We start from the raw sequence: 20,603 nt of genomic DNA, 5'->3' as shown, positions 1-20,603 counted from the left end.
GACTTCGTTACCGGAATGCATTTTCCGCGGTGGAACGCTTTTCCCACATCGTGGTTGACGGGTTGACCCCGTTACTGCGCGGGCGGAAACATCATCCGCGGCTTTACGGAGGGTGATCGGACGTATTCGATTGCCGACACGCCTATTAGGTGCACCAGCTTTCAGGGGGATCAACTAAATGCCGGCCAGTGCGCTTTCACCACGGCTCGCCCGACATGCCACCGGGCCCGGCCGCGGCACCACCGCCACCCGTCGCCCGTCGGAACCCGCCCTGACCGTCACGGTCGCCATCCCGCTCACCGGTGACTCCATCTCTCCGCAGGCCCACAAGCTCATCGAGGCCGTCCGCGAGCTGGTCGAGGTCAGCCAGGGCACGGTCATGGTCGAGCCGGCCGCCGCGGCGGCCGAGCTGCCGGCGCCCGAGCCCGAGGCCGCCCCGGCCGACGGTCCCGAGGTGCGGCTGCTCACCGGCACCCGTCAGGTGATCGTCGGCGGCGCGCCGCTGCCGCTGACCCGGCTCGAGTTCGACCTGCTGCTCTTCCTGGCCGAGCGCCCGCGGCGCGTCTTCACCCGCGCGCAGCTTCTGACCGGTGTGTGGGGCTACGACCACACCGGCGAGCGCACGGTCGACGTGCACGTGCGGCGGCTGCGCCTCAAGCTCGGCGGCACGGCGCCGCTGATCACCACCGTCTACGGCGTCGGCTACCGGCTCTCCGACGACGCCCACGTGGTGATCAAGCCGAACGAGTAGCGTCGACGGGTGCGTGTCCGCCCCATCTCCACCGACGTCCTCGTCGAGGAGCTCGCCGATCTGCTGACAAGTCGGGAATCCGACAGTTACCTGCGGGTCGCCCTCGACGGCGCCCCGGCGGCCGGTCCGGGAGCGCTGGCCGACGCGTTGACCGGCCCCTTGCGGGCCCGCGGCCGTCCCGCCATGCGGATCGACACCGCCGACTTCCTGCGACCCGCGTCACTGCGCCTCGAGTTCGGCCGGCGCGATCCGGACTCGTACTACCAGGGCTGGTTCGACGAGGCCGGGCTGGCCCGCGAGGTGCTCGATCCGGCCGGTCCCGGCGGCTCCGGGCGGGTGCTGCGGCGGCTCTGGGACGCCACCGCCGACCGGGCGGCCCGCGAGCCCTACACGGACCTCGCACCGGGCACGATCCTGCTGGTCAGCGGTCCTCTGCTGCTCGGCGGCGGGCTCGGGTTCGACGTCACCGTGCACCTCGAGATGTCGGCCGCCGCACTCGCCCGCCGCACCCCGGCCGAGGACGCCTGGACGCTGCCCGCTTTCGGCCGGTACGCCGACGAGGTCGCACCCGCCTCCTTCGCCGACGTGGTCCTGCGCGTCGATGATCCGCGCCGTCCCGCGATGGTCCTCGAACGTTCATGAAGCGAGTCAGTAGCGCGACCGACCACTGACAGTTATGCTCCGGTTACTTTTTCAGCGGAGGCCCCGTTTGGGATCTTCGGCGGTGGGTATCAGGCGGCACCACGGTGCGATGGCGTCGGCTTCGGGGGCACCACCGGCAGGGGCAGAGGAAGGCAGGGGAGCGCATGCTCGTCAATCAAGCGGTCATCACGGGCAAGAGTGCCGCGAAGGGGCGTACGCCGGAAGAGATCGAGCAGATCCGTACGGTCCTGCGCACCCGGTTCGACGACCTGAACAGCGAGTACGAGGCGGCTGTGGTCGAGAACCAGAAGCTCCGGCTGGTCGAGATCGGCGACTCGGCCGGCGACGACCAGGCCGACAGCGGCTCCAAGACGGCCGAGCGCGACGCGGCGACCTCGCTGCTGCGCACTCTGCTCGATCGGCGCACCCAGGCCGAGCACGCGATGGCGCGGCTCGACGACGGCACGTACGGCAACTGCGAGGGCTGCCACAACCCGATCCCGTGGGAGCGGCTGGAGATCTTCCCCTCGGCCACGACGTGCGTCAACTGCAAGCAGAACCGCGAGCGCCGGGCCGGCTAGCTCGCCCCACACCCCCTTCAGAGACGTCCGGGTCCGCCGCGACTGCGCGGCGGACCCGCCGTATCCGGGCTAGCGTGCTCATCATGGGCACGATCGACGTGGGTACGGCGTCCTGGACGGACAAGACGCTGCTGGCCTCGGGGTGGTACCCGGCGAGTGCCGACACTCCCGAGAAACGCCTGGCCTACTACGCGAAGCAGTACCGGGTGGTCGAGGTCGACTCGACCTACTACGGCCCGCCTGCCGAGCAGACCAGCAAACTGTGGGCGCAGCGCACGCCGGACGGCTTCACCTTCAACATCAAGGCGTTCAGCCTGCTGACCGGCCACCCGACCAAGGTCTCGGCGATCTACAAAGACCTGCGCCCCGAGACGGACAAGAAGAACATCTATCCCGGCGACCTGCCCGCTCAGGCGTACGAGGAGGTCTGGAGCCGCTTCCTGGCGGCGCTGGACCCGCTGGCCGAGGCCGGGAAGCTCGGGGCCGTGCTCTTCCAGTTCCCGCCGTGGTTCGGCATCCGCCGCTCCAACAAGGAGTACATCCTCGAGGTGGCCGCCCGGTGCAAGCCGATCGTCCCGGTGTTCGAGTTCCGCAACGCCGCCTGGTTCGAGGGCGCCAACCAGAACGAGACGCTGGACTTCCTGCGCGCGCACAAGCTGAGCTTCGTCGGCGTCGACATGCCGCAGGGTCACAAGTCGTCGGTGCCGCCGGTGCTGGCCGCCACCTCGGGCCTGGCCGTCGTGCGCTTCCACGGCCACAGTGCCAAGTGGACCAGCAAAGACATTCACGAGAAGTTCGGGTACGAGTATTCGCGCCAGGAGTTGTCGGAGTGGGCGCCGCGATTGCGCGCCCTGGCCGACGACGCCGACACGACACACGCACTGTTCAACAATTGCTACAGCGACTACGCCCAGCGCAACGCGACCGAGATGCTCGAGTTGTTAGAGGGCGTCGAAGGGGACTGAGTCCCAGGCTTCGCCCAGCAACTCGGCCAGCTTGTCGCCGGCCGAATAGCTCAGGTCGTCGATCGACGCGATCTCTTGCCGGGCCGTGCGCGAATTGACCGCGACCGCCGCCGTGAAGTCCAGCAGCTCCGACATCGGCACCGGCCGCATCGTCCACGGCACGCCCCGCATGGTCAGCGCGATCTGCAGCAGCACCATCGTGACCCCGCGCAGCATCGGCGCCTGCGGCCAGATCACCTGGTCGCCGGTGTAGAACGCGACGTTCCAGGTGGTGCCCTCGCGCACCAGCCTGTCCGGGCCGACCGACAGCGCGTCGTCGTAGCCGGCCGCCCGGGCCAGCCGCTGCGCGCGGAACAGACCCATCGTGGCCGAGTGCTTGTGCTCGGGCCACTCGCGCCGGAAGTCGGGATCGATGCGCACCCGCAGCGGGCTGCCCGGCTCGTCCGGGGCCGGGTCGGCCACGGCGACCACCACGTCGGGCGGGCCGTCCGGGTCGGCCCCGGGCACGTAGGACACCCGTACCGAAGCATCTTGCTCGTCGCCCAGCGCGTGCAGGATCAGCTCGCGCAGGCGGTGCTCGTCGTCGAGCTCGGCCCGCCAGCCGAAGAACTCCTCGTTGCCGTCGGCCAGCCGGGCGAAATGCAGACCCAGGCCGCGTACGCCGCGCTCGCGCACCTGCATCGAGGTGAAGTGGCCGTAGTTGACCGTGGCGAGCCGATGGGTCTCGGCGAGGTCAGGGGTCCGGCCGTTCAGCTCGAGGTTGCGCACGGTCTCACCTTAAGGCGGGGCACCCGGGTGATCGCCAGACCCTGTCGCTCGGCTGCGGCCGCCATCACCCCCGCGTCGATCACCGCCGCGCCGCCGGGATCGTTGTTGAAATACACAAAAGCTTCCCGTACGCCGGTCAGACGCTGGACCCACGCCCGGAGCGCAGCCTGGCCGTAGCGCGGCCACGGCGTCGCCCGCCCCTCGTGCAGTCGCAGGTAAACAAAATCGGCGGTTTCCCACTGAGGAGTGATGGGACGGCTCTTCCGGTCGGCCCAGCACAGCGCGGCGCCGTGCTTCTCCAGCAGTCGCCGGCAGTCGTCGGTGAACCAGGTGTCGTGCCGCGGCTCCACGGCCACGCGCACCCCGGACGGGATGAGGCTCAACGTCTCGTCCAGCGCCCCGAGGTCGGCCTTCAGGGTGGGCGGCAGCTGCAGCAGCACCGGGCCCAGCTTGTCCTTCAGGGCCTCCGCGCGTTCGAAGAACCGGGCCACCGGCTCCTGCGGGTCCTTCAGCCGCTTGATGTGGGTCAGGTAGCGGCTCATCTTCACGGCCACGCAGAAGTCGTCCGGTGTCCGCTCCCGCCACTGCTCGAACGTCGACCGCTCGGGCAGCCGGTAGAACGCGTTGTTGACCTCGACGGTGGCGAACCGCTCGGCGTAGTGCTCCAGCCAGAGCCGTTGCGGCAGCCCACCGGGGTAGAGGTAGCCCGTCTCGTCCGCCCCGCGGGCCGGTCGCCAGTCCCGGTACTGCCAGCCCGACGTCCCGATGCGCAGCATCCGGGCTGGATACCCGGTCACAGCGTGATTAGACCAGATGATCACGGGGTAGCTAGCGGTCGCTGTCACCTCCACCGATGAAGGAGAATCTCATGTCTCTCAGCGACGACGACATCACCTCGACCTCGGGTCCCGGCGCGGGCGAGGGCCCGGCCGACGGTGGCGCGAACCCGGGTGGCCACGACGGCGGCGCGGACGGTTCGGCCGGCGGCGAGGGCCCGGCGGACGGTGGCGCCAACCCGGGTGGTCACGACGGCGGCGCGGACGGCTCGGCCGGCGGCGAGGGCCCGGCGGACGGCGGCGCGAACCCCGGTGGCCACGACGGCGGCGCCGACGGTTCGGCGGGCGAGGGCCCGGCCGACGGTGGCGCGAACCCCGGCGGTCACGACGGTGGCGCCGACGGCACCGCGTCCTGACAATGCCCGGATTCACTGACGAAGCGCCGGGCGGCTCCCGCCCGGCGCTGTCCCGTGCGGTATCCGTCGAGCCGGGCAAGTTCGCCGCCGCGTACTGGGGCAAGGCGCCGCTGCTGTCCCGCGCCGGCGAGCTCGCGGGCGCCGGCGGCTTCACCGACCTGCTCTCACCCGACGCCGTGGATGAGCTGCTGAGCCGCCGCGGCCTGCGCACCCCGTTCCTGCGGGTAGCCCAGCAGGGCAAGGTGCTGCCCCCGTCCCGCTTCACCGGCGGCGGCGGCGCGGGCGCCGAGATCAGCGACCAGGTGCAGGACGACCAGGTCATGTCCCTGTACGCCGGCGGAGCCACCCTGGTGCTGCAGGGCCTGCACCGCCTGTGGCCCCCGCTCATCGACTACACCCGCCAACTCGGCGCCGAACTCCGCCGCCCGCTGCAGGTCAACGCCTACCTGACGCCGCCCGGTAGCCAGGGCTTCAGCACTCACTACGACACCCACGACGTGTTCGTGCTGCAGGTGGACGGCACCAAACGCTGGCGCCTGCACGCCCCCGTGCTGCAGGATCCACTGGAGAAGCAGGCCTGGGGCGGCCGAGCCGACGAGGTCTCGGCCACCGCCCAGGGCGAGCCGGACATGGACGTGGTCCTGGCACCTGGCGACGCCCTCTACCTGCCGCGAGGCTGGCTCCACTCAGCCGAGGCGCAAGGCACGCGGTCCCTGCACCTGACCATCGGGGTACGGGCCCTGACCCGCTACGCCGTGGTCGAGGAACTGCTGGCCCTGGCCGCGTCCGACGCCCGCCTGCGAGCCACCCTGCCGTACGCGGTGGACGTGTCCGACCCCGAAGCGATCGAACCCGAACTGACCGAGACCGTTGAGGCCTTGCGCGACTGGCTCACGAGCGTCGACCCGGCCTCGGTGGCCGCCCGGCTACGAGCCCGCGACTGGCCGTCCGCCCGGCCGGAGCCGGTGAGCCCGTTGGCCCAGCTGGATTTCGCTTCGGGCCTGCAGGTCGACGACCACATTCGCGTACGCGAAGGGCTGCGCTGGCAGCTCGAGGACGATGGGCCGGACCATGTGTCGTTGCGGTTGGTGGGGCGGTCGATGCGCTTCCCGGGGTATTGCTCGGCGGCTTTGCGGCTTGCCTTGAGCGGGGAAGCGGTTCGGGTGGGGGATCTGCCGCTGGATGACGATGGTGACCGGGTTGTGCTGGGGCGTCGGTTGTTGAAGGAGGCGCTGGTCGTTCCGGGGCGCTGAGAATGTCGTAGGTCGGCCGTACTCTTCGGATTGCCGGAGGGTGCGGCCGGCTGCTGTCTGGGGTCGGCCTGGTGCCAGTCGGAAGTATGCGGCCGGTTGCGGCTGGTGGGTGGCTGGGGTTGGTTGCCAGGCCAGCGGCGTCGTGGTTTCGCTGATGTGCGGCCGTTTGGGGCTGGTGGGTGGCTGGGGTTGGTTGCCAGGCCAGCGGCGTCGTGGTTGCGCTGATGTGCGGCCAGTTGCGGCCGGTGGGTGGGTGGGTTGGACGCCAAGCCTGCGGCGTCGTGGCTGAGGTGGGCGTCGCTGCCTCCTCTGAGCGTGCCTCCTGCTTATGTTCATAATCGTTGGCGGGGCCGAATATTTGGATTAAGCGCCTTCATCATCGCTCGTGCCATTCAAAGGCCTTGAGCCGTCCGAAATATGGCGAGTAAAGCGTTCCTTACTGCTGCTCTGACGTCAGGTGGAGTGCGGGCCGTCGCGCCCGTTCGCCTTCTTCTTGGCGCTCGGGCTGTCCATGGCTTACTGCGGGGCAGGTGCGAAGATCCGGGCGCGCTGAGCTGCGAAAACGTTCTCCTGGCTGAGTTGATCCAGTTGTGCCGCGTCTCTCCGCTCGGAGCTCAGCCGTCCGTCCAATACGCTAGCCATAGAATTGTCGCGCCGTTATATTGGCATGATCGACTTGCTGTCGAATGAGCCCTTCTGCGAGACAATGTATGCATGCGGCAGCTACAGTTCTTCACCTCGGCAGAGTTGGCGAAAATGCGTGACCGAACCCGCCGCCGAAACTATTCTCCCGCAGGCGAAGAGTTCCGCCGCGAACACGAACGCCACCGCGCTTGGGGCCTCCAACAACGACACGCCGCCAAACTCGCCCACCTACGCCGAGCCGCAGCCACCCTCGAGGCAGCCAACAGCCCCCCGTCGGCGAGCCCACCCCGCGTCCCACCCGAGCGGCGACCCTCGCCACCACCAGCAGCACCCTCGCCCGCTCGAGTCGCCGACATCGTTCGTCCAGCCACACCAGCCGCCGCGCCCGCGCCGAGCGACAGGCCCACCGCTCCGCCCGCGAGCCACCTGGCCGTTCCAGCCACACCCGCCGCCGTGCCCGCGCCGAAGGGCAGGCTTAACGCACCTTCCGCCAGCCGCCTAGGCGTTGCCGCCACACCCGCCGCCGCGCCCGGGCCGGAAGACAGGCCCACCGCCCCGCCAGCTAGTCACCCGGCTGTCCCAGCCGTGCGGCGAAATGCGTACCTGCAGCAGCAACGCGACGCTTCCGCCGTGACTCAGCCGCCGGAAGCCGTTGTCGCACACCAAACCGCAGACCGCGTCGCGCCCAAGCCGGAAGCCGTGTCGCCGCCACGCCCGTCGACACCTCGTCCGAACGCCCAGCCGCGCTCGCGCCGCAGCCGCGCAATAGCGCCGCCCCGCCACTCGAATAGCCGCGCCCTGCTTCCGTTCTCCGCCACCGAGCGCCGAAGAAGCCACCCACCGGGTGCGTGCGGCCGTTCTCGAGGAAGCGTTGCCGCCAACCCCGGCAGCACGTCCGAGGCGCCACCGAACCGCACGCCGACCCACGGCCCAACGCCATTCCACGCAACGTCGCAGCCCGTCAACCAAGCCGCCGGCATCCGGAAAGCCCGCCTCGGCCGTCCTCGGGCCGCCACCCAGGCAGTCCGAGCACGCCGCTATCACCAGGGACGCCCGGCCGGATCGCACTCGCCAGGCCCGTCCGAGTGGAGTGCCGCCATCCCTGACCAGCCGAGAAAGCCGCCACCAATCCAGGCCGCCGAGCAAGCCGCCACCAACCCAGGCCGCCCGGCAAGCCGCCACGAACCCGGGCCGCCCGCAAGCCGCCACCAATTCGAGCGGCCCCGGCAAGCCGTCACCAACCCGAGTGGCCCCGGCAAGCCGTCACCAACCCGAGCGGCCCCGGCGAGCCGCCACCGTAAGAACACCCCGCAGCCCGGCCACCGGGGGAGCCCTCGCCGGTAATTATCGCGGAAATGGGCCGGGCCGCCTGGAGGGCTGTGGATAACCGACGACTGTGGACGAAGCTCGGTCAGGCGGTGCGTAGGGCGGCAACCAGCACCCCAGCAGTAACCAGCCCAGTGATCAAGACCGTAGCCACAGTGGTGGCGTCCAGGCCGGTTCCTCGGCGGTCGGCTACCCGCTTGGCGCCGACCACCGCGAGCACCGGGCAGGCCAGCAAGGCGAGCAGAGCCAGCACCGGCAAGGCGTCCTGCCAGGTGCCGTCCGTGGTGGTGTCGCCGGCCTGGCGTAGCACCTGATTAAGTACCGCGCCGGCCACGCCGCCCAGGAAGCCGAACACGGCGAACAGCATCTTCACGCCGCCGGTGATGGGGCGGGCCGGGGCCGTGTATTTGACCTTCGTGGCTACCTCGTCCAGGTAGTCGGTGGCGTCGCGGTCGGTTCGCTGGCGGGGGATGGCTGCGGGGGGCACCATGCGGCCGTAGCGTTCGGCGACCGGGCCTACCTTGTGCACGTACTCGGACCACAGGCCGGCGGCTCGGGCGTCCACCTCTTCGACCGTTCGCTGGGCGGCGGCGACGGCCCGTTTCGCGTCCTCTACCGCGTCGGTCGCGTTCTGCACTGCCTCGTCGGCGGCGGCCAGGCGGCCGTCGTGCCAGTGCTGGGCCTCGGCCCGCTGGGTGGCGGCCTCGTCGTCCAGCGTGGTCAGGCGGCGCAGGACGCTGCGGTAGGTGGCGGTGGCGAAGTCGGCCGGCTGCAGTCCGCTCTCGTTCATCAGCTGACTCCGTACGGGATGATCACCTCGGCGCCGCGGTGCACCGAGCGGTCGAAGTGCAGGGCGCGCCACGGGCGGGGATACCAGGCGGGCGTCGTCGTGCCGGGATAGAACGGGGCCAGTTCGCTGCCGTGCACGTCCAGCGCCACCCACGAGCCGATCGGGTCGGTGCGTGACGCGGGGCCGCCCAGCGCCTCCCGCAGCAGGGCCGCGCCGCGCCACCAACCCAGCACGTGGATACGCCTTTCCGGGCCTTGGCGCAGGATCGTCCGCAGCTGGTCGGCCGCGCTCTTGCCGCCCGGCAACGCGTCGGCCGCGTAGATCAGCAGGAAGTGGGGGCGGTCGGCCGGCCAGGACGCCTCCGACTCGGCCGCCGCGTCCTCCAGCACCCAGTCGGCGTTGTCGTGCTCGTACCAGCCGCAGTCGGGCAGTTGGGCGCAGAGTGCGGCCGCGGCTGGCCGGGCGTCCGGGTCGAGGCACAGGATCGAATAGCGGGCGCCGTCGGGCGGGAACTGCGCGGCCAACGACAGGGCGGCCGTGGCTATCACCGCGCACGCCTCTTCGGTCCGGGTTCCCAGTACGGCTAGATTCCGCCCGGGTGCGCGGCGTAACACCGTACGGGCGGAACGGGCCTCGACGTCGATGGTCTCACCCAGCAGAACCACCGGAGCCGGCATCTGCTCGGCCGGGGTCAGGCGCCGGAAGTCGGGGCTGTCGGCCAGGCGCGGCACCACATCACCGTCGAACAGCCGCGGCGGGATGTCGTCCGGACGGCGCCGCCACAACCGGTGCTGCAGCGCGTTCCAGCGTTCCCGGTCGCCCGCCGCCGGCACCCGCACCACCCGGTTCGCCTCGACCGCGCCCGAATCGGCGTTGACCACCGCGTGGTAGCGGGGCAGCGACTCGGCCGCCGTGTTCTGCTCGGCCAGCACCCGGCGGGCCCGGGGCAGGGCGATACGCAGCGAGAACTGGGCGACCAGGGCCGGCCGCCCCCACAGTGCCTCGATGCCGGACACGTCCTGGCTGGCCAGGATCATGTGGATGCCCTGCGAGCGACCCCGCCGGGCCAGGTCTTCGAGCAGGTCGACGGCCTCTTTCTCGACCGCGTCGCGCCCGGACAGCAGCACCTGGAACTCGTCGATGACGGCGACGATCCGCGGCCACGAGCCCTCCGGGTCCTCGGCCCGCAGCTCGGCCAGGTTGGTCACCTCGTACCGCTTGGCCGCGTCGGCCCGGCGGCGCAGCTCCTCGCCCAGGAAGCGCAGCAGCGCCAGCCCGAACTCGCGGTCGGTGTTGACGTTGACCCCGACCAGGCGCACGTGCGGCAGCCAGGTCTGGTCGCGGCGGCCCGGCGCGAACCGGGCGAACGACACGCCCTCCTTGAAGTCGAGCAGGTAGAAGGCCAGCTCGGCGGGGGAGTAGCGGGCGGCCAGCGAACCCATCCAGGCGTAGATGAGGTTGGTCTTGCCGGTGCCGGACGGGCCGGCGATCAGCGCGTGCGGCGGATAGTCGGACAGCGTCACCTGCACCGGCACCCCCTGCGGGCTGTCGCCGAGGGGCGCGGTCAGGCCGGCGGCCGACTTCTCTTGCCACTCTTCCTGCGGCAGCAGGCTGTCGAGGGCGACGGGGGCCGGTCCGGCGGCGACGGCTTCGGCGATGCGGCGGCAGGTCGCGGCCACGACCGCCTGCGGCGGGCCACTGTCCAGCCGTACGGGTAACGCCCCCGCACTGCTCATACTGGCCCGGTCGCCCGGCGCCGCGGTGATGAACTCGATGCCCTCGGCGGCAGCCACCGGCAGCCCCTGAATGATCAGATGCACGCCGCAGGCCGCCCCGGTGCGCAGCAGCCGCTGCAGCTGCGCCTGCTCGGCCCGGCTCAGCTCGCCCACGCCGAGCAGCACGGCGATCCGCCACGGCTCGGGCCGCCGGTGGGTGGCCGCGTTCAGCTCGCGCAGCGACGTGTACTCGCCGGCCAGCACAGTCTCGTTGATCCGGCGTACCTGGTCGGTCAGGTCGTCCAGCAGCGCGCCCAGCCCGCCCGGACCGACGAAGGTGAGCACATTGACCGGGGCCAGCGGCGCGAACCGGGCCAGGCCGCCGCCCAGGTGCTCCGGGTCGTATCCGATGATCTGCACCCCGCCCGGCGGAGCGGTGCCGAGCGCCCGCAGCAGCAGGCCGGCCACCACCTCGTCGCCCAGCGTCCGGTCGCCCCGCACCACCACGTGACCGCGGTCGAGCAGCGGCACCAGGGCCGGCACGTCCTCGGGGTGAGGTAGCAGCAGCCGGCCGATCCGCAGCTCGGCGGCCCGGTCGAGCGGGGTCGGCTGCCAGTCGTCCCAGGGGTCGCCGGCCGCGCCCGGGGCGGCCCGATCGGCCGCGGCCGCGGCGGCCTCGGCGTACGCGGCCAGGTCGGTCTTGTGCTGCTGGTCGATCTCGGCCAGCCGGGTGTCGCGGGCCGCGGCCACCTTGTGCCGGCGGGCCTCGGCCGCCTCGGTGACCCGGCGGCGGCGGTCGACCGCGCGGGCGTACTGCTCGCGGGCGGCCTGCAGGGCGGTCGACGCCGCGCCGAGCGCGTGCGACAGGCCGGCCCGGATCACCATCACCTGCTGTGCGGTCGAGTCAGGCATGGTTCGGCCCGTTCCCGGTCGTCGTCTCGTGCGTCATCGCTGGTCGGTGGCCTCGGTGGGGCGGCGCACCGGGTCGGGTGCGGACGCGTCGAGCGTGCCCGCGTCGCGGCCCAGGCGAGCCAGCAGGACGCCGGTGAGCACGCCGGCGGTGACGGCGCTGTCGGCCGGGTGGGTGGCCGGGCTGCCCGACGACCCCTGGGCCGGCACGCGGCAGATGCGGGCGATCAACGTTTCCAGTACGGCCGGGGAGGTGCCCGGCAGCAGCGATCGGACCCGGCCCTCGGCCGCCGAACGCAGCCGGGGCACGTCCTCGGGCCGGGGCTCGTGCCCGAGCAGGTCACCGGCCAGGCGGCTCAGCACCGGCGAACTGACCGCCGACAGGGCCAGACCGGTCGAGGCGTTCACCCCGTGCAACTCGCGGCCGAGGCGGGCGCGGTCGCCGGCCCGGACCCCCGAGGCGACCCGCCGCAGCAGCTCGGCCGTGTCCGGCCCCTTCTCGCCCTCACGCTTCTCGGGCGCCGGCTCGCCGGTCAGCTGGGTCACCCGCTGCTGCCACCACGGGCCGAGCTGCTCGGGCGGGGGAGCGGCCTCCGCCTCTTGCGGCTGCACCTTCTCGGGCTGTTCGAGGCCGGCCTTCCAATCGCGGTCGGGCGGAGCGGCGGCATCGCCGGACAGTCCGATGCTCGCGAGGTAGCGGGCGATCGAGTCCTGCGCGAGGCGGATCGCGGCCGCGGCCCGTTCGGCGTGCTCGGTGGCGTTGCCCAGCTGCGGCACGCCGACCGGGTCGACCGACGTCTCGCGCACCCACATCAGCAGTTCGGTGGCGCTGCGCAGCTTCTCGAGCGCGACGGTGATCTGACCGGTGGGCAGCTCCTCCGAGGTCGCGCGGAGCTGGGCGCCGAGGTCCTGGATCAGCGACATCTCGTCAGAGCTGCGCCGTGTAGGTCTGTGCCTGCTCGACGGCCTGCAGCGTCGCGCTCAGGCAGTCCTCGAGCGACTGGTCGGCCTGCGACAGCGAGGCGTGCGCGGTGCCGACCGCGTCGCTGCCGCTGCCTTCGAGCGCGGCGGCCAGGCTCTGCTGAGCCTCGCCCAGCTTCTCCCGGGCGGCCTGTATGGCCTGCTGCCCCTCGGTGACCTGCTGCAGTGCAGCATCCACAGCCGCTTTGACTTCAGCGACACTCGCCACCGCGTTGTGCCTCCTGCTAAGGGGAACTCGACTCTTCACGCCAGACTACTGCCACGCCCTTTCCCGGCTGCCCGGGCCGCCCCCCATCCGAGCGGCCCGATCGTCCCTATTGGAAAGGGTCATACCCGTACGCATCACCGGCGCCGCCCGAGTCCGAGATCCGACCGCTGACTGAACAGGAATGAATCCTGAGAGTTACTGCCCACCGGCCCCGCACGGAACCATCAGTGCAGCTCACGGGCGATCTTTTCACCCCCGCGAGCGCGGCTCCCGGGCGCGGTGGCGGGTGTGGACGGTGGCGGCCATGGCGGCGATGCAGAACAGGGCAGCCACGGGGGCGAAGGCGAAGCCGACGCGTACGCCGGTGTCGGTCAGCGGGCCGGCCGCGGCTGCGCCCAGGGCGCTGCCCACGCTGAACGCGGTCATGATCCAGGCGAACGCCTCCACGGCGGTGCCGGGCGGGGCCAGCCGATCGGCGTTGAGGAAGACGGCGGTCAGCAGCGGCGGGAGCATGACACCACTGAGGACCAGCAGGACGGTCATGGCGGCAGTGCCCGGCGCGATCAGCAGGGGCAGGTACCCGACGGCGAACAGGGCGGCCAGCAACGGCAGCCGGCGCGGGCCGCCGGGAGTCGCGCGGGTGTAGAGCAGGCCACCGACCAGCGCGCCACCGGCCTGCGCGGCCAGCAGCCAGCCGGTCAGCGAGCGGTCGCCGGCCGCCTCGGCGTACCCGGTCAGCACCACCGGGATGCTGCCGACCGCGGCCCCGGCGAACGCGATGCCGGTCACCATCACGGCCAGTCGCCGAGCCCGCAACGGACCCAGCCAGTGGCGGTGAGTGCTGGTCCCGCGCCATTCACGTACGGCCGGGGCGCGCACAAAGGCGACGACGCCCACCAGCTGGAAGATCGCCGCCGCGTAGAGCCCCGCCGTGGGGCCGCCGATCGCCACGGCGGCCAGGGTCACCAGCGGCCCGGCCACGAAGATGACCTCTTGCAGGGCGATGTCCAGGGCGTACGCGGCGTGCACGGTGTTCGCCGGCACCAGGGCCGGCCACAGCGCGCGCAGGCACGCCTCCAGCGGCGGGGTGCCCAGCCCGGCCAGCGCGGCGCCGAGCCCGATCACCAGCGGGCGTCCCGGGGCGAGCGAGACGATGACGTAGCCGACCGCCGACAGGGCAGCCGACCCGTACAGAATCGGGGGTTGCCGCCAGCGGTCGACCGCGCGGGCCAGCACGGGCGCGCCCACGGCCATCCCGGCGGTGAAGACGGCCACCAGCGCCCCGGCGACGACGAGGCTGACCGACTCGCGCGCGAACAGCAGCAGGGCCAGCGGCGCCGCGCCCAGCGGCAGGCGCCCGATCTGGCTGGCGGTGAGGACGAGGGGCACGAAGGGCTGGCGCAGCACGGCACGGGCGCCGGCCCGCTCGGCGGGCAGGGCAGACATGGGGGTTCACTCCGAGGATCGCGGACCGCGAGAAGAAAGAGAAAGGAGGCGGCTCAGGCCGGCCACGGGGGCCAGAGCGGCGGAGGCGCCCAGAGGGGCAGATCGCGGAGTGAACGTGCGGGCGCGAAGTCGCGGCGCTCGTGATCGTCGCCGTAGAGCGGCAGCGCGGGGGTGATCCAGCTCCCAGCGGGAGCCCAGACGCGGGTCACCGGGCGTGCGATCACGCTCACATCCTAGCGGCGCGGGACGCTTGTGGGGCCCCTCACCTCGGCGCCGAAGGCGGTGACCCGGTCGCGCAGCCCGCGGTCGGCGGTGATCACCACGACCCGCCGCGTGGGCGCCGAGACGCGTACCAAATCGGCGATCGCATCGTCGCCCGAGCCGGACGCCCGTACGACGGAAATGCCGTTGTCAGTGGCGCCGACTTCACGCGCCTTACCCTCGACGACCAGCGCGATCTCGATCGGGGCGGGAAGATCGGGGAGACCGGTGGCGAGCACCGGAGCCAGCGCGTCGCGCAACCGTTCGGCGGCCCCGGCGCGGTCGCGCCACCATCCGTCGGGGACGGAACCGACGACGTTGGCCCCGTCGACGACCACCAGAGGTACGGTCATGAAGTTGAGCCTACCCGAGTCAACTTTTCCCGGAAATCGGGAATGGAGGGCTGGCACACAGCGCTGATACGGGGCGTGCGCGGCGGGGTACCGACCCGTCACGGACGGAAGTTACGAGAAGAAGAGAAGAGAAGACGTATGAGCATCGGACCGATCGGACCGACTGGTCCCGGCCAGTGGGACGACTTCTTCGCGCGCTTCTTCGGTGCGGCGGACCCGCGCCGTTCGGCGCGCATCGACATCACGAAGTACATGAGTGGCGACGCCCGTGAGGTTCTCTCCGGGGCCGCCCGTCGCGCGGCCGAGCTCGCCGATCCCGACCGGCCGGTCGCCGACCTCGACACCGACCACCTGCTGTGGTCGGTGCTGCAGCAGGAGCCGATGAAGCAGACCGTGCGCCGCGCCGGCGCCGACCCCGACTCGTTGTTGGCGGCCCTCGGTCGTCCGGCTGGGGTCCGCGAGGACCTGCCCGCCCAGGTGGCGCTGACCCCCGCGGCCAAGCGCGCGCTGCTCGACAGCTTGCAGATCTCTCGGGCGCTGGGTTCCTCGTACGTCGGTCCCGAGCACATTCTGATGGCGCTCGGCCTCAACGCCGACTCGGCCGCCGGGCGTCTGCTCGCCGGCAAGCTCGACCCCCAGGCGCTGCAGCAGCAGGGCGGCTCCGAGCCCAAGGCGCCGCAGAGCCGGGGCGGCGCTCCCAGCAACCCCAACACCCCGACGCTGGAGCAGTACGGCGTCGACCTCACCGAGCTGGCCCGCCGGGGCGAGATCGACCCGGTGATCGGCCGCGCCGACGAGATCGAGCAGGCCGTCGAGATCCTGTCCCGGCGCACCAAGAACAACCCGGTGCTGATCGGCGAGGCCGGCGTGGGCAAGACCGCCATCGTCGAGGGCCTGGCCCAGCGCATCGTGGACGGTGACGTGCCGCTGACCCTGGAGGGCAAGCGGGTCATCCAGCTCGACCTGGCCGGCCTGGTCGCGGGCACCCGCTACCGGGGCGACTTCGAGGAGCGCCTGCGCAAGGTCATCGACGAGATCCAGAACGAGGGCGAGGGTCTGATCGTCTTCCTGGACGAGATCCACACCCTGGTCGGCGCCGGTGGCGGCGGTGGCGACGGCGGCGGCATGGACGCGAGCAACATGCTCAAGCCGGCCCTGGCCCGCGGTCAGCTGCGGGTGGTCGGCGCGACCACGCTCGACGAGTACCGCAAGTACATCGAGAAGGACGCGGCCCTGGCCCGTCGCTTCCAGCCGGTGCTGGTGGGCGAGCCGTCGGTCGAGGACACCGTGCAGATCCTGCGCGGGCTGCGCGACAACTACGAGGCGCACCACCAGGTGCGGATCACCGACGAGGCGCTCGACGCCGCGGCGGAGCTGTCCGACCGCTACATCACCGACCGGTTCCTGCCGGACAAGGCGATCGACCTGATCGACCAGGCCGGCGCCCGGGTGCGCCTGCGGGTCAAGACCCCCGACGCCGGTGTGCGCGAGCGTGAGCGCAGGCTCGACGAGCTCTCCCGCGACCGCGACCAGGCCGTCGCGGCCGAGAACTACGAGAAGGCGTCGGCCCTGCGCGACGAGATCAACCAGCTCAAGGCCGAGATCGAGAAGGGCGGCGCCGGTTCCGACGCGGTTCCGCACGTCACCGAGGCCGACATCGCCGAGGTCGTCTCGCGGGCCACGGGCATCCCGGTCGCGCAGTTGACCGAGGAGGAGCGCGAACGTCTGCTGCGTCTCGAGGCGCACCTGCACGAGCGGGTGGTCGGCCAGGACGACGCGGTGGCCGCCGTGGCCGAGTCGGTGCGCCGGTCGCGTGCCGGGCTGGGCGACCCGGACCGGCCCGTGGGCAGCTTCCTGTTCCTGGGCCCGACCGGTGTCGGCAAGACCGAGCTGGCCCGTTCGCTGGCCGAGGCGCTGTTCGGCGACTCGGACCGGATGATCCGGCTCGACATGAGCGAGTTCCAGGAGCGGCACACCGTGTCGCGGCTGGTCGGGGCGCCTCCCGGCTACGTCGGCTACGACGAGGCGGGGCAGCTGACCGAGGCGGTCCGCCGCCGGCCGTACAGCGTGGTGCTGCTGGACGAGATCGAGAAGGCCCACCCCGACGTGTTCAACATCCTGCTGCAGGTGCTGGACGACGGGCGGCTGACCGACAGCCAGGGCCGCACGGTGAGCTTCAAGAACACCGTGCTGATCATGACCAGCAACATCGGCTCCGATCTGATCAACGGCACGCGCCGCAGCGTCGGTTTCGGTGCGGCCGGCGGCGCCTCGCCCGACGAGGAGCTGCGTGACCGGCTCGACCGGCGGCTCAAGGAGCAGCTGCGGCCCGAGTTCATCAACCGGATCGACGAGATCATCGTCTTCCGGCAGCTGGAGCAGGAGCAGGTCCGCCAGATCACCGAGCTGATGCTCGACGAGACGCGGCGCCGGCTGCACAACCAGGACGTCACCCTGGAGATCACCACGGCGGCGGTCGACTGGCTGGCCGAGAAGGGCTTCCAGCCCGAGTTCGGCGCCCGCCCGCTGCGCCGGGTCATCCAGCGTGAGCTGGACAACCGGCTGTCGACCATGCTGCTCGGGGCCGACCTGGCGCCCGGTCAGACGGTCAAGGTGGACGCGGCCGACGGCAAGCTGACCTTCGAGGTCGCCTCGCCCGTCAGCGCCTGATCCACGTACGAGAAAGGGGCCCGGCATCGCGCCGGGCCCCTTTTCTATTTCTCGTGCGCCGTGGTCAAGCCGCGGACCACGCCCAGTTGCGGGTGGTCGGCCATCCAGTCGACGAAGTCGGGGTTGCGCTCCACGACCTCTTGATAGGCCTCCTGGGCCATCTCCATCATCTTGTCGGCGCCCAAAGCGGCCGGCGAGTCGGGATGCCAGCCCAGCACCAGCCGCCAGCGCAGCGGGGCGCCGCGCAGCGGGCGCGAGGTGAGCCCCGGCGGCGGCCGGAACGTGCCCTGGCAGAGCGCGAGCGCCATGCCCGACTCGACCATGTCGACGCAGCCGCGGACGTCGCTCTCGAGCATGCGCCGCGGGGTGAAGCCGGCCCGGGCGCAGGCCGCCGCGAAGCAGTCGCCGAAGCAGCCGTCCCCGGTGGCCGCCACCCACGACTCCGAGGCCAGTTCGGCCAGGTCGACGTCGACCTCTTTGGCGCCCGGATGGTCCTCGGGCATCAGCGCGCAGATGCCGTCGATGGCGATCGTCTGCCAGACTAGCCCGTAGTCGGCCGACGGGAAGGCGTCGCCGCACACGCCGACCTGGGCGTAGTCGAGCTTGCCGGCCAGCACCATGTTGGCCAGGTCGTCGACGTAGTAGGAGGCGTGGGTGGTGATCTGGGCCTCGGGCTGGGCCTGGGAGAGCCGGGACACCATGCCGCCGATGATCGGGCCGCCCAGCGCCCCGATGCGGTAGCGGCTCATGGTGTCGGCCCCGGACGCGCCGGCCAGGCGGGCCGCCTCGTCCTGCAGACCTTTCATGGCCGGCAGCAGCACCCGGGCCCGGGCCAGCACCAGCTCGCCCAGCGCCGTGGGCCGGGCGCCGCGACGGTCCCGCTCGAACAGCGGGCCGCCCAGAGTGCGTTCGATGCGCTGCAGCTGCGCGGTCAGGGCCGGCTGGGCCAGCCCGAGCTGCGATGCCGCCTTGGTGACGCTGCCGGTCTCCGCGATGGCGCAGACCACCTTGAGATGCCGCAGCTCCAGGTTCATAACGTGACGTTAGGACCTGGAAGACATCGAAGGCTAGCCCTATGGCGCGGTGAAAGATCCCCCACTTGTGACAAATGGGTTAACCAATCCGGTGTAATGCCTACAAATCCTTGGCGTACGTCGTCCGGCGCGTGACTGCATCGCGCAGTTTGTCCACAACGGCGACGGCCGGATCGACCACTTTGTTCCACGGCGGGGCCGACGGCGTGCCCGGATGAGGGCGGGTCGGCGCCGCCTCCTCGGCCGTCTCGAAGCGGTTGCCGACGCGGATCAGGTCCTCGATCGGCACCATCTGCACGAGGACGGGCAGCAACTCCTCGGCGTCGGCGTCCACGTGCCGGCGTACGGCGTCGGCGACGGCCCGGATCCTGTCGGCCGACAGTTCTTTCTGCAGTTGTTGCAGAGTGATCAACAGCTGGTGGTCCTCGGCCAGCTCGCGCTCGGTGAGCTCCTCGCCGCCGGGGACAGTTCGGCGTACGGCGGGGTAGAGGTATTGCTCCTCGGCGCTCAGGTGGCGCGAGAGCTCGGCGATCACGACACCGGCCAGGCGTTTGTCGTCGGGCGCGGCGACCAGGCGGTCGCACAGCTCCAGCAGCTCGCGGTGTTCCTCGGTGATCACGTCGACGACGTTGCGGCCGGTGGTCTCGCCACCCACCGGCGGCAGCGGAGGAAGATTCAAGGAAGACACGCGCGCCGCATTACCCCGACCACTGCTCCAGATAAACAGGCCCGTCCGACCGCCCCGCCCCCCGCCCTTTGATCTGACTAAAGGCTTGTTACATGCTGCTGGTAAGAAGGGGCGATGGAGACCACCGCCGCCGCCGACGAGGTCGTAGGCATCTGCCGTGACCTGCTGCGCATCGACACCACCAACACCGGCGACCCGCGCACCACGGTCGGTGAGCGCGTCGCCGCCGAGTACGTCGCCGCGAAGCTGACCGACGCCGGCATCGAGGTCGAGCTGCACGAGTCGGCGCCGAAGCGGGCCAACCTGATCGCCCGCATCCCCGGGGTCGACCGCAGCCGCGGCGCGTTGCTCGTGCACGGCCACCTCGACGTGGTGCCGGCCGACGCGAGCGAGTGGTCGGTCGACCCCTTCTCGGGCGAGGAGAAGGACGGCTACCTGTGGGGCCGCGGCGCGATCGACATGAAGGACTTCGACGCGATGATGCTCGCGGTGGTGCGCGACTGGGCCCGTACGGGCTACGTCCCCCCGCGCGACATCGTGCTCTGCTACACCGCCGACGAGGAAGCCGGCATGCAGTACGGCTCGCAGTGGCTGGTCGAGAACCACCGCGAGAAGTTCGAGGGCTGCACCGAGGCCGTCGGCGAGGTCGGCGGGTACTCCTACACGGTGAACGACGACCTGCGGCTGTACCTGGTGCAGACGGCCGAGAAGGGGCTGGACTGGCTGCGCCTGCACGCCACCGGCCGCCCCGGCCACGGCTCGTTCATCCACGACGACAACGCCGTCACCAACCTGGCCGAGGCGGTGTCCCGGGTCGGCCACCACCGGTTCCCGACCGTCGTCACGCCGACCGTGCGGGCCTTCCTCGAGCAGGTCGGCGACGCGCTGCACATCGACATCGACCCGGCCGAGCCCGAGCTGGCCATCGCCAAGCTGGGCCCGATCGCCAACCTGATCGGCGCCACCATCAGGAACACGGCCAACCCGACCCGCCTCGAGGCCGGCTACAAGGACAACGTCATTCCGGGCCGGGCGTCGGCCACGATCGACTGCCGCACGCTGCCCGGCGAGGCCGACTCGTTCCTGGCCGCCCTGCGCGATCTGATCGGGCCCGACATCGAGATCGAACACGTCCACCAGCAGCCGGCCGTGGAGACGTCGTTCGACGGCGCGCTGGTCGACGCGATGGGGGCCGCGCTGCGCGCCGAGGATCCGGGTGCGCGTACCGTGCCGTACCTGATGTCGGGCGGCACGGACGCGAAGGCGTTCTCGACTCTCGGCATCCGTTGCTTCGGGTTCGCCCCGCTGCGGCTTCCCGCCGACCTGAACTTCGCCTCGTTGTTCCACGGCATCGACGAGCGGGTCCCGGTCGAGGGGCTAAAGTTCGGCGTGCGTGTGCTCGACCGTCTGCTCCGGAACAGCTGA

General features: G+C 71.5%; 19 protein-coding genes. 8 read left to right on the top strand and 11 right to left on the bottom strand.

Translation table 11 applies throughout. From position 1 onward, the window contains the following. Positions 1-178 precede the first annotated feature (178 nt). The 4 genes from OWR29_RS16315 to OWR29_RS16300 all read left to right on the top strand — a co-directional run bounded on the left by OWR29_RS16315 (position 179) and on the right by OWR29_RS16300 (position 2,939). Positions 179-751, top strand: coding sequence for a winged helix-turn-helix domain-containing protein (locus tag OWR29_RS16315; RefSeq protein WP_267563681.1), 573 nt, complete (start codon positions 179-181; stop codon positions 749-751). Positions 752-760: 9 nt separating this feature from the next. Continuing rightward, complete coding sequence (locus OWR29_RS16310; protein ID WP_267563680.1) at positions 761-1,393, top strand: nucleoside/nucleotide kinase family protein; 633 nt, start codon at positions 761-763, stop codon at positions 1,391-1,393. Between the two features lie 164 nt (positions 1,394-1,557). After that, a complete protein-coding gene (locus tag OWR29_RS16305; RefSeq protein WP_267563679.1) occupies positions 1,558-1,974 on the top strand; it encodes a TraR/DksA family transcriptional regulator in 417 nt (138 codons plus the stop codon). An 83-nt stretch (positions 1,975-2,057) separates the two neighbouring features. Continuing rightward, positions 2,058-2,939 carry a DUF72 domain-containing protein gene (locus OWR29_RS16300; protein WP_267563677.1) on the top strand — a complete coding sequence of 294 codons (882 nt, stop codon included), beginning with the start codon at positions 2,058-2,060 and terminating at the stop codon, positions 2,937-2,939. On the opposite strand, the gene OWR29_RS16295 is transcribed toward OWR29_RS16300, so the two are convergent. Together OWR29_RS16295 and OWR29_RS16290 are read right to left on the bottom strand one after the other, a co-directional pair. Continuing rightward, positions 2,916-3,707 (bottom strand): aminotransferase class IV, encoded by a 792-nt coding sequence (locus OWR29_RS16295; RefSeq protein WP_267563676.1) that lies wholly within the window; start codon positions 3,705-3,707, stop codon positions 2,916-2,918. The genes OWR29_RS16300 and OWR29_RS16295 overlap by 24 nt on opposite strands. After that, complete coding sequence (locus tag OWR29_RS16290) at positions 3,689-4,504, bottom strand: DUF72 domain-containing protein (RefSeq protein WP_267563675.1); 816 nt, start codon at positions 4,502-4,504, stop codon at positions 3,689-3,691. The genes OWR29_RS16295 and OWR29_RS16290 overlap by 19 nt, the downstream gene beginning before the upstream one ends. Positions 4,505-4,575: 71 nt before the next feature. Here OWR29_RS16290 and OWR29_RS16285 point away from each other — a divergent pair, with 71 nt between their 5' ends. Next, complete coding sequence (locus OWR29_RS16285) at positions 4,576-4,899, top strand: hypothetical protein (protein ID WP_267563674.1); 324 nt, start codon at positions 4,576-4,578, stop codon at positions 4,897-4,899. A 2-nt stretch (positions 4,900-4,901) separates the two neighbouring features. Continuing rightward, positions 4,902-6,152 carry a cupin domain-containing protein gene (locus tag OWR29_RS16280; protein ID WP_267563673.1) on the top strand — a complete coding sequence of 417 codons (1,251 nt, stop codon included), beginning with the start codon at positions 4,902-4,904 and terminating at the stop codon, positions 6,150-6,152. A 2,056-nt stretch (positions 6,153-8,208) separates the two neighbouring features. Here OWR29_RS16280 and OWR29_RS16275 read toward each other — a convergent pair. The 7 genes from OWR29_RS16275 to OWR29_RS16245 all read right to left on the bottom strand — a co-directional run bounded on the left by OWR29_RS16275 (position 8,209) and on the right by OWR29_RS16245 (position 14,786). After that, positions 8,209-8,913 carry a hypothetical protein gene (locus OWR29_RS16275; RefSeq protein WP_267563671.1) on the bottom strand — a complete coding sequence of 235 codons (705 nt, stop codon included), beginning with the start codon at positions 8,911-8,913 and terminating at the stop codon, positions 8,209-8,211. Then, a complete protein-coding gene (locus OWR29_RS16270; protein ID WP_267563669.1) occupies positions 8,913-11,540 on the bottom strand; it encodes an FtsK/SpoIIIE domain-containing protein in 2,628 nt (875 codons plus the stop codon). The genes OWR29_RS16275 and OWR29_RS16270 overlap by 1 nt, the downstream gene beginning before the upstream one ends. A gap of 33 nt (positions 11,541-11,573) precedes the next feature. Further along, a complete protein-coding gene (locus OWR29_RS16265; protein ID WP_267563668.1) occupies positions 11,574-12,461 on the bottom strand; it encodes a hypothetical protein in 888 nt (295 codons plus the stop codon). A gap of 4 nt (positions 12,462-12,465) precedes the next feature. Then, positions 12,466-12,726, bottom strand: coding sequence for a hypothetical protein (locus tag OWR29_RS16260; protein ID WP_267563667.1), 261 nt, complete (start codon positions 12,724-12,726; stop codon positions 12,466-12,468). Positions 12,727-12,975: 249 nt separating this feature from the next. Next, entirely contained in the window at positions 12,976-14,172 is a 1,197-nt protein-coding gene (locus OWR29_RS16255; protein WP_267563666.1) for an MFS transporter, read from the bottom strand. Positions 14,173-14,225: 53 nt separating this feature from the next. After that, positions 14,226-14,396, bottom strand: coding sequence for a hypothetical protein (locus OWR29_RS16250; protein WP_267563665.1), 171 nt, complete (start codon positions 14,394-14,396; stop codon positions 14,226-14,228). Between the two features lie 9 nt (positions 14,397-14,405). Then, positions 14,406-14,786, bottom strand: coding sequence for a PIN domain-containing protein (locus OWR29_RS16245; protein WP_267563664.1), 381 nt, complete (start codon positions 14,784-14,786; stop codon positions 14,406-14,408). 138 nt (positions 14,787-14,924) lie between these two features. On the opposite strand from OWR29_RS16245, the gene OWR29_RS16240 reads away from it, so the two are divergent. Beyond that, positions 14,925-17,456 (top strand): ATP-dependent Clp protease ATP-binding subunit, encoded by a 2,532-nt coding sequence (locus OWR29_RS16240; RefSeq protein WP_267563663.1) that lies wholly within the window; start codon positions 14,925-14,927, stop codon positions 17,454-17,456. Between the two features lie 44 nt (positions 17,457-17,500). Here the strand turns inward: OWR29_RS16240 and OWR29_RS16235 are convergent, their stop codons facing one another. Then, entirely contained in the window at positions 17,501-18,490 is a 990-nt protein-coding gene (locus OWR29_RS16235; protein ID WP_267563662.1) for a LysR family transcriptional regulator, read from the bottom strand. A gap of 100 nt (positions 18,491-18,590) precedes the next feature. Next, complete coding sequence (locus OWR29_RS16230) at positions 18,591-19,169, bottom strand: hemerythrin domain-containing protein (RefSeq protein ID WP_267563877.1); 579 nt, start codon at positions 19,167-19,169, stop codon at positions 18,591-18,593. Between the two features lie 123 nt (positions 19,170-19,292). On the opposite strand from OWR29_RS16230, the gene OWR29_RS16225 reads away from it, so the two are divergent. Next, the gene (locus tag OWR29_RS16225) at positions 19,293-20,603 is read left to right on the top strand and encodes a M20/M25/M40 family metallo-hydrolase (protein ID WP_267563661.1); all 1,311 of its coding nucleotides are present in this window, start codon (positions 19,293-19,295) and stop codon (positions 20,601-20,603) included.

Origin of the sequence: Paractinoplanes pyxinae, from assembly GCF_026626335.1 — a bacterium.
Classification (GTDB): Bacteria; Actinomycetota; Actinomycetes; order Mycobacteriales; family Micromonosporaceae; genus Actinoplanes; species Actinoplanes pyxinae.
This window is presented reverse-complemented; position numbering and strand designations above follow the sequence as displayed.